This is a genomic window from Pseudomonas frederiksbergensis, assembly GCF_003732705.1.
GTDB lineage: Bacteria > Pseudomonadota > Gammaproteobacteria > Pseudomonadales > Pseudomonadaceae > Aquipseudomonas > Aquipseudomonas frederiksbergensis_F.
The window spans coordinates 35,555-48,448 of the sequence record NZ_MOBR01000030.1; the positions used below are offsets into that span (position 1 = coordinate 35,555).

The following is a 12,894-nucleotide window of genomic DNA, read 5'->3' on the forward strand; positions in this document are numbered from 1 at the left end:
GCGATGACTGACTGAAAAACGCCTCAGTAGTTTGGAACTGCCCCTACTCTTGGAGTATTAACGACCAGCCGCCCGGTTACTGATGGTATTCACCACCGAAACCTGAGTATTGAGCGTCCAGAAGTCAAACAGCACCCCCAGAAAGAACACCCCGCCCGTCACCAGGTACAGCAAGCCGCTGATCCACTTCCCTTGATACATCCGGTGCACGCCGAACACCCCGAGAAACGTCAGCAGAATCCACGCCACGCTGTATTCGATCGGCCCGGCGGTGAAGCGCAGGTCGGCTTCACGGTCCATGGACGGGATCAGGAAAAGGTCGATCAGCCAACCGATACCCAGCAAACCGAAGGTGAAGAACCAGATCGTCCCGGTCACCGGCTTGCCGTAATAGCGATGAGCCCCGGTAAACCCGAAAATCCACAGCAGGTAACCGATCAGTTTGCTGTGGGTGTCTTGATAGGTTGAGGGGTGTTGATAGGTGTTCATGAATGTCCTCGAATCACACGATAGATAAATATTGTTGAATTCTTTGTGACTTTTTTACAGGCGTCCGACGTATGGCAAACGCTACCGTCACTTCCGTCAAAGCCTTGTACCACCTGACTCCTGTCAGACAATCGCGTCAATTTGCCGCTTATTTGGTTCCGTTGACTCCCAGGTCCAATCGACCAACGGCCTCGGAAGGGTCAAAAAAGCTGTTATAAAGTTGCGCGCTAACCCATATGAGCCTTGCCTAATGCGTCCATTTTTCAAGACATGGCTAACCATTTGCCTTTTGATGCCACTGGCCGCCCACGCCACCAATCGTGAGCAACGTCTTCCTAACGTTAATGGTTACACCCCGAAATCCCATGTTTCTGCTCCTTCGAGCAAAAACAAGCAAACCGCAAAACACTCCACTGCCCTGGCCACGGTCAACAGCAAGCTGGTGCCACCGATGGCGACCAAGCAAAGCAGCAACGTGTTGAGCCGTGCGGTGAACGTCCTCGGTACTCCATACCGTTGGGGCGGCAGCAGCCCAAGTAAAGGGTTCGATTGCAGCGGTTTGGTGAAATACGCGTTTAACGACGCTACGTTCGACCTTCCACGCACCTCGAACGCCATGGCCAGCGGTCATGGCCAGAAAGTCGAACGCGCGGATCTGAAGCCGGGCGATTTGATTTTCTTCAATATCAAGAGCCGTCGAGTCAACCACGTTGCCATCTACCTGGGCAACGACCGCTTCATCCACGCACCACGCCGTGGCAAAGCGGTGTCCATCGATACGCTGAAGAAGCCGTACTGGGAAAGCCACTACGTGGTGGCCAAGCGGGTTCTGCCGAAAGAACCGAACCAGATGCGCGTCGTTCAGCGTTGATCCGGCATTGATCGTTCCCACGCTCCGCGTGGGAATGCCTCAACGGACGCTCCGCGTTCGGCCGTTTGGGACGCGGAGCGTCCCGGGCTGCATTCCCACGCAGAGCGTGGGAACGATCACTTCCTCCTAGAAGTTATCCGGCGACCGCGCCTTCTCCCGCGCGTGCTCGCGGCTGATCAAGCCTTTGGTCACCAAGTCCTTCAAGCACATATCCAGCGTCTGCATCCCCAGGTTGCCCCCGGTCTGAATCGACGAGTACATCTGCGCCACCTTGTCTTCGCGGATCAGGTTACGGATCGCCGAGGTGCCGAGCATGATTTCATGCGCCGCGATTCGCCCGCCGCCAATCTTCTTGACCAGCGACTGCGACACCACCGCCAGCAACGACTCGGACAGCATCGAGCGCACCATCGACTTCTCATCCCCCGGAAACACGTCCACCACCCGATCGATGGTCTTCGCCGCCGACGTGGTGTGCAGCGTACCGAACACCAAGTGACCAGTCTCTGCCGCAGTCAACGCCAGACGAATGGTCTCCAGATCGCGCATCTCGCCGACCAGAATCACATCCGGGTCTTCCCGCAGCGCCGAGCGCAGGGCGGTGGCGAAACTGCGGGTATCACGGTGAACTTCACGCTGATTGATCAGGCATTTGCGTGATTCGTGGACAAACTCGATCGGGTCTTCGATGGTAAGGATGTGGTGATGGCGATGGTTATTCAGGTAGTCGATCATTGCCGCCAGGGTGGTGGACTTGCCGGAACCTGTCGGGCCGGTCACCAGCACCAGTCCGCGAGGCGCTTCAGTAATCTTGCGAAACACATCTCCCATGCCCAGATCGTCCATGCTCAGGACCTTCGACGGAATGGTCCGGAACACCGCGCCGGCACCGCGATTCTGGTTGAACGCGTTGACCCGAAAGCGCGCCACACCCGGCACTTCAAAGGAAAAATCGGTTTCCAGGTGTTTTTCGAAATCCACCCGCTGGGTGTCGTTCATGATGTCGTAGATCAATTCCTGCACCTGTTTGTGGTCCAGGGCCGGCAGGTTGATGCGCCGCACATCGCCATCGACGCGAATCATCGGTGGCAGGCCGGCAGACAGGTGCAAGTCGGACGCGCCCTGTTTGGCGCTGAATGCCAGCAGCTCAGTGATATCCATAGCGCTCCTCAATTCCAGTAGAATGCCGCGAACCTTCAGACCGGCGGCGCCTCTTGATGTCCACGATAGCAGACAACATTCTCCAGGTTAGTTCGCGTATCCAGGCAGCGACCCAAGCTGCTCATCGCGACGAGCACAGCGTCCATCTGCTGGCCGTGAGCAAGACCAAGCCCGCCGAGGCCCTGCGTGAAGCCCACGCTGCGGGGTTGCGAGACTTTGGTGAGAACTATCTGCAGGAGGCCTTGGCTAAACAGCTCGAATTGGCCGACCTGCCCTTGATCTGGCACTTCATCGGCCCCATTCAATCGAACAAGACTCGCGCTATCGCCGAGCACTTCGCTTGGGTGCATTCCGTGGATCGTTTGAAAATCGCACAACGCCTGTCCGAACAACGTCCTGCCGATCTGCCCCCGCTGAACATTTGCATCCAGGTCAACGTCAGCGGCGAGGACAGCAAATCCGGCTGCACCCCGGCCGACCTGCCGGCCCTGGCCAAGGCCATCAGCGAATTGCCGCGCCTTACGTTGCGCGGGCTGATGGCGATCCCCGAGCCGACGGACGACCGCGCCGCCCAGGACGCCGCTTTTGCTGCCGTGCAAAGCCTGCAAGCCAGCCTCGATCTGCCCCTCGACACACTTTCCATGGGCATGAGCCACGACCTCGAGTCGGCCATCGCCCAGGGCGCCACATGGGTCCGTATCGGTACGGCCCTGTTTGGCGCCCGCGATTATGGTCAGTCCTGATCAATGACTGACGCCTCTCTTTATAAGGACCTGACATGAGCAAGACTCGTATTGCCTTTATCGGTGCCGGCAACATGGCCGCCAGCCTGATCGGTGGCCTGCGCGCCAAAGGTCTGGACGCGGCCCACATCCGCGCCAGCGATCCCGGCGCTGAAACCCGCGCTCGCGTGAATGCCGAGCACGGCATCGACGTATTCGCCGACAACGCTGACGCCATCCGGGACGCCGACGTCATCGTGCTGGCGGTCAAACCCCAGGCGATGAAAGCCGTGTGCGAAGCCATTCGCCCAAGCCTCAAACCCCATCAACTGGTGGTGTCCATCGCCGCTGGCATCACGTGCGCCAGCATGAACAACTGGCTCGGCGCCCAGCCGATCGTGCGCTGCATGCCTAACACCCCGGCGCTGCTGCGTCAGGGCGTGAGCGGTTTGTTCGCCACGGCCGAAGTGACCGCCGAGCAACGCCAACAGGCCCAAGAGCTGTTGTCCGCCGTCGGCATCGCGTTGTGGCTGGACCAAGAGCAACAACTGGACGCGGTGACCGCCGTTTCTGGCAGCGGCCCGGCGTACTTCTTCCTGCTGATCGAAGCCATGACCGCCGCTGGCGTGAAACTCGGCTTGCCGGCGGACATCGCCGCTCAACTGACCCTGCAAACCGCTCTCGGCGCCGCGCACATGGCGGTCGCCAGTGACGTGGACGCCGCAGAACTGCGTCGCCGCGTAACCTCGCCTGCGGGCACCACGGAAGCCGCCATCAAGTCGTTCCAGGCCGGGGGCTTCGAAGCCCTGGTAGAAAAAGCACTCGGCGCCGCGGCACACCGCTCGGCCGAGATGGCCGAACAACTGGGTCGCTAATCAGCTCTTACAAAGGAATCAATGATGCTTGGACTCAATGACGCTGCCATTTTCATCATCAAAACCCTGGGCAGCCTGTACCTGCTGATCGTGCTGCTGCGCTTCATCCTGCAGCTGGTCAGGGCGAACTTCTACAATCCGCTCTGCCAGTTCATCGTGAAAGCCACTCAACCGCTGCTCAAGCCTTTGCGCCGGGTCATCCCGAGCATGTTCGGGCTGGACATGTCGTCGCTGGTATTGGCGCTGCTCATTCAAATGCTGCTGATCGCGGTGATCCTGCTGCTCAAAGGCTTCATGGTCGACTGGCTGTTCCTGGTGCCTTGGGCGCTGATCGCTCTGTTCTCGCTGTTCTTGAACGTCATTTTCTACGCGATGATCATCAGCGTGATCCTGTCCTGGGTCGCTCCGGGCAGCCACAATCCGGGTGCCGAACTGGTCGCTCAGATCACTGAACCGGTACTCGCCCCGTTCCGTCGGATCATTCCGAACCTGGGCGGCCTCGATATCTCGCCGATCTTCGCGTTTATCGTGATTCAGCTGCTGCAGAGCTGGCTGATCCCGCGCCTGGCGTACTTCGCGCTGATGCCGAATGGGTTGCTCGGTCTGATCTGACCGGGAAAGCTGCTCGCTTTAAACAAGTGGCGCTTCTAAGAGCCACCCCTCACCCCAGCCCTCTCCCCATAGGGGAGAGGGGGAAAGGGAGTTGATCGGGGACTTTTCGGAACTTGAGTTCGGCTCGATATTTCAGGTCGATGTAATTCGAAAAAACAACTCGGTCAGTCCCCTCGCCCCCTTGGGGAGAGGGGGAAAGGGAGCTGATCGAGGAATCTTCGGAACTAGAGTTCGGCTCGATACTTCAGGTCGATGTAATTCGAAAAAACAACTCGGTCAGTCCCCTCGCCCCCTTGGGGAGAGGGTTAGGGTGAGGGGTCGATCCAAAGCCGATCACCTATTTCCCAAACACCCCGCCCATTGCTTGCCGCTAGCCACAGCGGTCTTTAGACTTACGCCTCATTTCAACGAGAGCAGGGTCGATGCCAACTGCCTTTCCCGCCGATTCTGTTGGTCTGGTGACGCCGCAAGTGGCGCACTTCAGTGAACCCCTGGCCCTGGCCTGTGGCCGTTCGCTCCCAGCTTATGACCTGATCTACGAAACCTACGGCACGCTGAACGCCACGGCGAGCAACGCCGTGCTGATCTGCCACGCCTTGTCCGGGCACCATCACGCTGCCGGCTTCCACAGCCCCGACGACCGCAAACCCGGTTGGTGGGACAGCTGCATCGGCCCCGGCAAGCCGATCGACACCGACAAATTCTTCGTGGTCAGCCTCAACAACCTCGGCGGCTGCAACGGTTCTACCGGCCCGAGCAGCATCAACCCGGAAACCGGCAAGCCATTCGGCGCCGACTTCCCGGTGCTGACCGTGGAAGACTGGGTGCACAGCCAGGCGCATCTGGCCGACCTGCTCGGCATCCGCCAATGGGCGGCGGTGATCGGTGGCAGCCTCGGCGGCATGCAAGCCTTGCAATGGACCATCACCTACCCCGACCGCGTGCGGCACTGCCTGGCCATCGCCTCGGCACCCAAGCTGTCGGCACAGAACATCGCGTTCAACGAAGTGGCGCGCCAGGCGATCCTCACCGACCCCGAGTTCCACGGCGGCTCGTTCCAGGAAGCGGGCGTGATCCCCAAGCGTGGCTTGATGCTGGCGCGGATGGTCGGGCACATCACCTACCTGTCCGATGATTCCATGGGCGAAAAATTTGGCCGTGGCCTCAAGAGCGAAAAGCTCAACTACGACTTCCACAGCGTCGAGTTCCAGGTCGAAAGTTACCTGCGTTATCAGGGTGAAGAGTTCTCCGGGCGTTTTGACGCCAACACCTACCTGCTGATGACCAAGGCCCTGGATTACTTCGACCCGGCGGCGAACTTCGACGATGACCTGGCGAAAACCTTCGCCGGCGCCACGTCCAAGTTCTGCGTGATGTCCTTCACCACCGACTGGCGCTTCTCCCCTGCCCGCTCCCGGGAACTGGTGGACGCGCTGATGGCGGCCAAAAAAGACGTGTGCTACCTCGAGATCGACGCTCCGCAAGGCCACGATGCCTTCCTGATTCCGATCCCGCGCTACCTGCAGGCGTTCAGCAATTACATGAACCGTATTTCGTTGTGAGTAAGCCATGAGAGCTGATCTGGAAATCATCCAGGAATGGATTCCCGCCGGTAGCCGCGTGCTCGACCTCGGTTGCGGCGACGGTGAACTGCTGACCTGGCTGCGGGACAACAAGCAAGTCACCGGCTATGGCCTGGAAAACGACCCGGACAACATCGCCGAGTGCGTGGCCAAGGGCATCAACGTGATCGAGCAGGACCTGGACAAGGGCCTGGGCAACTTTGCCAGCAACAGCTTCGATATCGTGGTCATGACCCAGGCCCTGCAAGCCGTGCATTACCCGGACAGGATCCTCGACGAAATGCTGCGGGTCGGCCGCCAGTGCATCATCACGTTCCCGAATTTCGGGCACTGGCGCTGCCGCTGGTACCTGGCGAGCAAGGGCCGGATGCCGGTTTCCGAATTCCTGCCCTACACCTGGTACAACACGCCGAACATCCACTTCTGTACTTTCGGCGACTTTGAAGAACTGTGTCGCGAACGTGAAGCGAAGGTCATTGATCGGCTTGCCGTGGATCAACAGCACCGACACGGGTGGGCCAGTAAGCTATGGCCTAATCTATTAGGTGAGATCGGTATCTACCGCGTCAGCAGCCCCGGGCTGCAAGACCACAAGGTCGCGGTCTGAACCACGCCATTTCAAGGAGAACGATCATGGGTCGTCTAGCGCTGTTTGTACTTACTGCCTGCCTGAGCGTCACCGCCATGGCCGCCGACGTCATCAAGGGCGAGCGCAAGGAAACGTTTGGTGATGTGACGGTGCACTACAACACCTTCAATTCCACCTACCTGACACCGGACATCGCCAAAGCGGCCGGTCTGACCCGAAGCAAGAACCAGGGTGTGATCAATGTCTCCGTGCTCAAGGATGGCAAGCCCCTGACCGCTGAAGTGAACGGCACGGTCAAAGACCTGACCAGCCAAAGCGTCGCGTTGAAATTCAAACAGGTCACCGAACAGGGCGCTGTCTACTACATCGCGCAATACCCGGTTGATCAGCAGGAAACCCGTACCTTCGAGATCAACGTGAAGAACGGCGATAAAATCAACACCATCAACTTCAACCAAGAGCTTTTCCCCGGCGAATGATGAACTTCACGCAACTCGTACTGGCCAGCCATAACGCCGGCAAACTCAAGGAACTCCAGGCCATGCTCGGCGCCTCGGTGCAACTGCGCTCGATCGGCGAGTTCAGCAGCATCGAGCCTGAGGAAACCGGCTTGTCGTTCGTCGAGAACGCCATCCTCAAGGCCCGCAACGCCGCGCGCATCTCCGGTCTGCCGGCGCTGGCCGACGATTCGGGGCTGGCGGTGGATTTCCTTGGCGGTGCGCCGGGGATTTATTCCGCGCGTTACGCTGATGGCCAGGGCGATGCGGCGAACAACGCCAAACTGCTCGACGCCATGAAAGACGTGCCGGAAGCCGAGCGTGGCGCGCAGTTCGTCTGCGTGCTGGCGCTGGTGCGGCACGCCGATGACCCGTTGCCGATTCTGTGCGAAGGCCTGTGGCACGGCCGAATCCTGCACGCTGCCAGCGGCGAGCACGGTTTTGGCTATGACCCGCTGTTCTGGGTGCCGTCACGGGATTGCTCCAGCGCCGAGCTGAGTCCAAGCGAAAAGAACCTGATCAGCCACCGCGCCCGTGCAATGGATCTGCTGCGCCAGCGTCTAGGCTTGATATGACACACGACTCATCCGCGTCGCCGCTGATCTTCGGCGGCGCCGCCCAATCGCCTCGGGCCGCGCTCCCCACGCTGCCGCCCCTGGCGCTGTACATCCACATCCCGTGGTGTGTGCGCAAATGCCCTTATTGCGACTTCAACTCCCACACCGCCAGCCCTGTGTTGCCGGAAGAAGAGTACGTCGATGCGCTACTGGCCGACCTCGATCAGGATTTGCATGCGGTCTATGGCCGTGAGCTGAGTTCGATCTTCTTTGGTGGCGGTACGCCGAGCCTGTTCAGCGCCGCGGCCCTGGGCCGTTTGCTCAAAGGCGTTGAGCAGCGCATTCCGTTTGCCAGCGACATCGAAATCACCCTGGAAGCCAATCCCGGGACGTTTGAGCAGGAGAAGTTCGTTGCTTACCGCGCGCTAGGCATCAATCGCCTGTCGATCGGCATCCAGAGCTTTCAGGAAGAAAAACTCAAGGCCCTGGGGCGGATTCACAACGGTGACGAAGCCGTCCGAGCCGCCGGCATGGCCCGCCAGGCCGGATTCGACAACTTCAACCTGGACCTGATGCACGGTTTGCCCGATCAGTCCCTGGATGATGCGTTGAGCGACTTGCGCCAGGCCATCGCCCTGAAGCCGACCCACTTGTCCTGGTATCAACTGACTCTGGAGCCGAACACCGTATTCTGGAATCAGCCGCCGACGCTGCCGGAAGACGACACGTTGTGGGACATTCAGGAAGCCGGGCAGGCGCTGCTCGCCGAAAATGGTTACGCGCAGTACGAAGTTTCGGCCTATGCCCTGCCCGGTCGCCCGGCGCGGCATAACCTCAATTACTGGAGTTTCGGCGACTTCATCGGCATCGGCGCCGGCGCCCACGGCAAGCTCAGCCACCCGGACGGACGCATCGTCCGCACTTGGAAAACGCGGCTGCCGAAGGATTACCTCAACCCGGCCAAAAGCTTCAAGGCCGGCGAGAAAGCCTTGACCAATGACGAGTTGCCGTTCGATTTCCTGATGAACGCTCTGCGCCTGACCGAAGGCGTGGAATCGCGCCTGTACCCGGAACGCACCGGCCTGCCGCTGGAAAGCCTCGCCGAAGGTCGCCGCGAGGCAGAACAAAGCGGCTTGTTGCAGGTCGAACCGTCACGTCTGGCGGCCACCGAGCGCGGACAACTGTTTCTCAATGACTTGCTGCAGACATTTCTGAGCTGATTTCAGCCTTAAGGGAAAACCAATGGATCTGATCCTAGACCTGCTCGCCACCGTGTCCCGCTGGAGCCGTAGCAACCTGTCGGAAATCTCCCTGGCCCTGGTGGGCTGCCTGCTGGTGCTGTTCGGCGCCGACATCAAAGGTTGGGTCGAACAACGCCTGGGCGGCATCGCCGGCGCCCTGCGCGTCCCGCTGATGTCCCTGCTGTGCATGGTCGGCAGCGGCGTGGCGCTGATCTACGCCACGCCCTGGATCATCAAAGGCCTGAGCCAGTTCAACAACTACAGCCTTGCGCCGGTGCTGTTGGTGGTGTTGGTGCTGATCGGCGTAGTCGCGGATCGCCGCTGAATCCTGACGTTTGATCGTTCCCACGCTCTGCGTGGGAATGCCGCCATGGACGCTCTGCGTCCGCCTCTAAATGTGACGCGGAGCGTCACGGGATGCATTCCCACGCGGAGCGTGGGAACGATCAGTCGGGCTAGGCTTAGGACTGTTTTTCGAACTTCAGGTCCCAGACGCCATGCCCAAGTCGTTCGCCGCGGCGTTCGAACTTGGTGATCGGGCGCTCGGTCGGGCGCGGGACGCATTTGCCGTCTTCGGCGAGGTTGCGGTAGCCCGGCGCGACGTTCATCACTTCCAGCATGTACTCGGCGTAGGGTTCCCAGTCGGTGGCCATGTGCAGGATGCCGCCGACTTTCAACTTGCTGCGCACCAGTTCAGCAAACGATGCCTGAACGATACGGCGCTTGTGGTGACGGCTTTTGTGCCACGGGTCCGGGAAAAACAGCATCAGGCGATCGAGGCTGTTGTCGGCCACGCAATTGTTCAGCACTTCGATCGCATCGCAATCGTAGACCCGCAGGTTGGTCAAGCCCTGGGTCAGCACGCCATTGAGCAGCGCGCCGACACCCGGACGGTGAACTTCCACACCGATGAAATCCTGCTCTGGCGAAGCCGCGGCCATTTCCAGCAGCGAATGGCCCATACCGAAGCCGATTTCCAGCGAACGCGGGGCCGAGCGGCCGAACACCTGGTCGAAGTCCACCGGCGCATCGGACAGGGGCAGGACGAACAGCGGCGTGCCCTGCTCCAGGCCCTTTTGCTGGCCTTCGGTCATGCGGCCGGCGCGCATCACGAAACTCTTGATGCGGCGGTGTTGGCGTTCTTCGCCTTCTTCCGTCTGGATAGGCGTGTCGTTCGATTCAGTCATCAATGGCTCTTACTTGATCAGACCATCCAGCGGCGAGGAGGCGCTGGCATAGAGTTTTTTCGGCATGCGGCCGGCGAGGTAGGCCAGGCGACCTGCAACGATGGCGTGTTTCATGGCTTCAGCCATCATGATCGGCTGCTGGGCGTGAGCGATGGCCGAGTTCATCAGCACCGCTTCGCAACCCAGCTCCATGGCGATGGTGGCGTCGGAAGCGGTGCCGACACCGGCATCTACCAACACCGGAATCTTGGCTTCTTCGAGGATGATCTGCAGGTTGTACGGGTTGCAGATCCCCAGGCCCGTGCCGATCAGACCGGCCAGCGGCATGACCGCGATCACGCCGATTTCCGCCAGTTGACGGGCGATGATCGGGTCATCACTGGTGTAGACCATCACGTCGAAGCCTTCCTTGACCAGCACTTCGGCAGCCTTGAGGGTTTCGATCACGTTGGGAAACAGGGTTTTCTGGTCCGCCAGCACTTCCAGCTTCACCAGGTTGTGGCCGCCGAGCAGCTCACGGGCCAGGCGGCAGGTGCGCACGGCCTCGGTCGCGTCGAAGCAACCGGCGGTGTTCGGCAGGAAGGTGTAGCGATCCGGCGACAGGACTTCGAGCAGGTTCGGCTCGCCCGGGTTCTGGCCGAGGTTGGTGCGACGCACGGCGAAGGTGACAATTTCGGCACCCGAGGCTTCGATGGCCAGGCGGGTTTCTTCCATGTCGCGGTACTTGCCGGTGCCTACCAGCAAACGCGACTGGTAAGTACGACCGGCCAGGACGAAGGGCTTGTCGCTACGAACGATGCTCATGGGAAATCCTCTGTAGGGGTGAGGTTCTTGCAGAATTCTGTGCCCTTGCGGGCCGGGCGACTAGCCGCCGCCGATGGCGTGCACGACTTCGACATTGTCGCCGTCGTTCAGCGTGGTGTCGGCATGCTGGCTGCGCGGGACGATATCCAGATTGAGTTCGACCGCCACCCGGCGTCCGGTCAGATCCAGACGGGTCAGCAGGGCCGCAACGGTTTCACCGTCGGGCAGTTCAAGGGATTCGCCGTTCAACTGAATGCGCATGCAAGAAGCCGCCATCATTTTTAGGGGCAGGCATTCTAGCCCGATCGGTCAGGCTGACCCAAGCCATTCGTCTTGAAACACAATCCCGTAGGAGCGAGGCTTGCCCGCGAAGGCGTCGTGTCAGTTGATGAGATGGTGACTGACACGACGCCTTCGCGGGCAAGTCGGGTCGCCGCATCGCTCGCTCCTACAAGGTCAAGCCAATCGCCACGCGGCGAGCCCCAGGCAGAACCAGCCGACCAGGAACGCCAGGCCTCCGAACGGCGTGATGATGCCGAGCTTGCTGATGCCGGTGATGGTCAGCAGGTACAAACTGCCGGAAAACAGCAGGATGCCAATGGCAAAGGATGCGCCCGCCCAGGTGATCAAGCGCCCCGGAATCTGCGTGGCCAGCAGCGCCACGCCCAACAGTGCCAGGGTATGCACCAGTTGGTAGGTGACGCCAGTGTGGAAAATCGCCAGGTACTCGGGGGTCAGACGGTTTTTCAAGCCATGGGCGGCGAACGCACCGAGGGCCACGCCGGTGAAGCCAAAGAAAGCGGCCAGCATCAGAAAGCCACGCAGCATGAAGAACTCCAGTCAGACTCGATCAACAGGGTCTGTATAATGGCCCGCTCAACGGGTTCGGCCAAGCCATCTCTATGCTGCGTTTAATTTTGCGACGATTCACGAAGGCCCTGCTCTGGTTCGCGGGCGGCAGCGTGTTGCTGGTTCTGATCTTTCGTGTGGTGCCGCCACCGGGGACAGCGCTGATGGTCGAGCGCAAGGTCGAATCCTGGTTCGATGGCGAGCCCATCGACTTGCAGCGCACCTGGCAACCTTGGGATTCGATTTCCGATGACCTGAAAGTCGCGGTGATTGCGGGCGAAGACCAGAAGTTCTCTGAGCACTGGGGTTTTGACTTCGGTGCGATTCAAGCGGCATTTGCCCATAACGAACGCGGCGGTACGATTCGCGGCGCCAGCACGTTGAGCCAGCAGGTTTCGAAAAACCTCTTCCTGTGGTCCGGCCGTAGCTGGCTGCGCAAAGGGCTGGAAGCGTGGTTTACCGGGTTGATCGAAGTGTTATGGCCCAAGCAGCGGATTCTTGAAGTTTATCTGAACAGCGTCGAGTGGGATGACGGGGTGTTTGGCGCTGAAGCGGCGGCTCGGCATCACTTTGGTATCGGCGCCCGGTCGTTGTCCCGGCAACAGGCGAGTTTGCTGGCGGCGGTGCTGCCTAATCCACGGGTTTGGAGCGCGAGTCATCCGACCAACTATGTCGCACGACGGGCCGGGTGGATTCGGCAGCAGATGAGTCAGCTTGGAGGTGATAGCTATTTGGTGGGGCTTAATGATTCGCGGCGCGCGCCTTGGGCCCAATAACACCGAAAATCCCCTGTGGGAGCGGGCTTGCTCGCGAAGGCGGTGTGTCAGTCACCCTTTGTGTTGAATGACACACCGCCT

General features: G+C 60.3%; 17 protein-coding genes. 11 read left to right on the plus strand and 6 right to left on the minus strand.

What is annotated here, in order from left to right; genetic code table 11:
* Positions 1-57: 57 nt before the first annotated feature.
* Positions 58-489 (minus strand): NINE protein, encoded by a 432-nt coding sequence (locus BK667_RS24745; RefSeq protein WP_123599187.1) that lies wholly within the window; start codon positions 487-489, stop codon positions 58-60.
* Positions 490-739: 250 nt separating this feature from the next.
* On the opposite strand from BK667_RS24745, the gene BK667_RS24750 reads away from it, so the two are divergent.
* Positions 740-1,360, plus strand: a complete 621-nt coding sequence (locus tag BK667_RS24750; RefSeq protein ID WP_123514676.1) for a C40 family peptidase — start codon at positions 740-742, stop codon at positions 1,358-1,360.
* 126 nt (positions 1,361-1,486) lie between these two features.
* Here the strand turns inward: BK667_RS24750 and BK667_RS24755 are convergent, their stop codons facing one another.
* Positions 1,487-2,521 (minus strand): type IV pilus twitching motility protein PilT, encoded by a 1,035-nt coding sequence (locus tag BK667_RS24755; protein ID WP_123514674.1) that lies wholly within the window; start codon positions 2,519-2,521, stop codon positions 1,487-1,489.
* A 56-nt stretch (positions 2,522-2,577) separates the two neighbouring features.
* Between BK667_RS24755 and BK667_RS24760 the strand changes: the two genes are divergently transcribed.
* The 9 genes from BK667_RS24760 to BK667_RS24800 all read left to right on the plus strand — a co-directional run bounded on the left by BK667_RS24760 (position 2,578) and on the right by BK667_RS24800 (position 9,522).
* Entirely contained in the window at positions 2,578-3,264 is a 687-nt protein-coding gene (locus BK667_RS24760) for a YggS family pyridoxal phosphate-dependent enzyme (protein WP_123599188.1), read from the plus strand.
* 35 nt (positions 3,265-3,299) lie between these two features.
* Entirely contained in the window at positions 3,300-4,118 is an 819-nt protein-coding gene (gene proC / locus BK667_RS24765; protein ID WP_123599189.1) for a pyrroline-5-carboxylate reductase, read from the plus strand.
* A gap of 24 nt (positions 4,119-4,142) precedes the next feature.
* Complete coding sequence (locus tag BK667_RS24770) at positions 4,143-4,730, plus strand: YggT family protein (protein WP_123514668.1); 588 nt, start codon at positions 4,143-4,145, stop codon at positions 4,728-4,730.
* Positions 4,731-5,152: 422 nt separating this feature from the next.
* Complete coding sequence (gene metX, locus BK667_RS24775; protein WP_123599190.1) at positions 5,153-6,292, plus strand: homoserine O-succinyltransferase MetX; 1,140 nt, start codon at positions 5,153-5,155, stop codon at positions 6,290-6,292.
* A 7-nt stretch (positions 6,293-6,299) separates the two neighbouring features.
* Positions 6,300-6,920, plus strand: coding sequence for a methionine biosynthesis protein MetW (gene metW / locus BK667_RS24780; protein ID WP_123514664.1), 621 nt, complete (start codon positions 6,300-6,302; stop codon positions 6,918-6,920).
* A gap of 26 nt (positions 6,921-6,946) precedes the next feature.
* On the plus strand, positions 6,947-7,381 hold the full coding sequence (locus BK667_RS24785) for a DUF4426 domain-containing protein (RefSeq protein ID WP_123514662.1): 435 nt from the start codon (positions 6,947-6,949) through the stop codon (positions 7,379-7,381).
* On the plus strand, positions 7,378-7,974 hold the full coding sequence (gene rdgB, locus BK667_RS24790; RefSeq protein ID WP_123514660.1) for an RdgB/HAM1 family non-canonical purine NTP pyrophosphatase: 597 nt from the start codon (positions 7,378-7,380) through the stop codon (positions 7,972-7,974). Before BK667_RS24785 ends, rdgB begins: the two co-directional genes overlap by 4 nt.
* Positions 7,971-9,176, plus strand: a complete 1,206-nt coding sequence (gene hemW, locus BK667_RS24795; RefSeq protein WP_123514658.1) for a radical SAM family heme chaperone HemW — start codon at positions 7,971-7,973, stop codon at positions 9,174-9,176. The genes rdgB and hemW overlap by 4 nt, the downstream gene beginning before the upstream one ends.
* 22 nt (positions 9,177-9,198) lie before the next feature.
* Complete coding sequence (locus tag BK667_RS24800) at positions 9,199-9,522, plus strand: DUF3392 domain-containing protein (RefSeq protein ID WP_054044425.1); 324 nt, start codon at positions 9,199-9,201, stop codon at positions 9,520-9,522.
* A gap of 136 nt (positions 9,523-9,658) precedes the next feature.
* On the opposite strand, the gene trmB is transcribed toward BK667_RS24800, so the two are convergent.
* From trmB to BK667_RS24820, 4 genes are all read right to left on the minus strand, one after another.
* On the minus strand, positions 9,659-10,384 hold the full coding sequence (gene trmB / locus BK667_RS24805) for a tRNA (guanosine(46)-N7)-methyltransferase TrmB (RefSeq protein WP_123599191.1): 726 nt from the start codon (positions 10,382-10,384) through the stop codon (positions 9,659-9,661).
* A 9-nt stretch (positions 10,385-10,393) separates the two neighbouring features.
* The gene (locus tag BK667_RS24810; protein WP_008068101.1) at positions 10,394-11,188 is read right to left on the minus strand and encodes a thiazole synthase; all 795 of its coding nucleotides are present in this window, start codon (positions 11,186-11,188) and stop codon (positions 10,394-10,396) included.
* Positions 11,189-11,248: 60 nt separating this feature from the next.
* On the minus strand, positions 11,249-11,449 hold the full coding sequence (thiS, locus tag BK667_RS24815) for a sulfur carrier protein ThiS (protein ID WP_167394879.1): 201 nt from the start codon (positions 11,447-11,449) through the stop codon (positions 11,249-11,251).
* Between the two features lie 195 nt (positions 11,450-11,644).
* Positions 11,645-12,016, minus strand: coding sequence for a DUF423 domain-containing protein (locus BK667_RS24820; protein WP_123509824.1), 372 nt, complete (start codon positions 12,014-12,016; stop codon positions 11,645-11,647).
* A gap of 74 nt (positions 12,017-12,090) precedes the next feature.
* On the opposite strand from BK667_RS24820, the gene mtgA reads away from it, so the two are divergent.
* Positions 12,091-12,813, plus strand: coding sequence for a monofunctional biosynthetic peptidoglycan transglycosylase (mtgA, locus tag BK667_RS24825; RefSeq protein ID WP_123509823.1), 723 nt, complete (start codon positions 12,091-12,093; stop codon positions 12,811-12,813).
* Positions 12,814-12,894 lie beyond the last annotated feature (81 nt).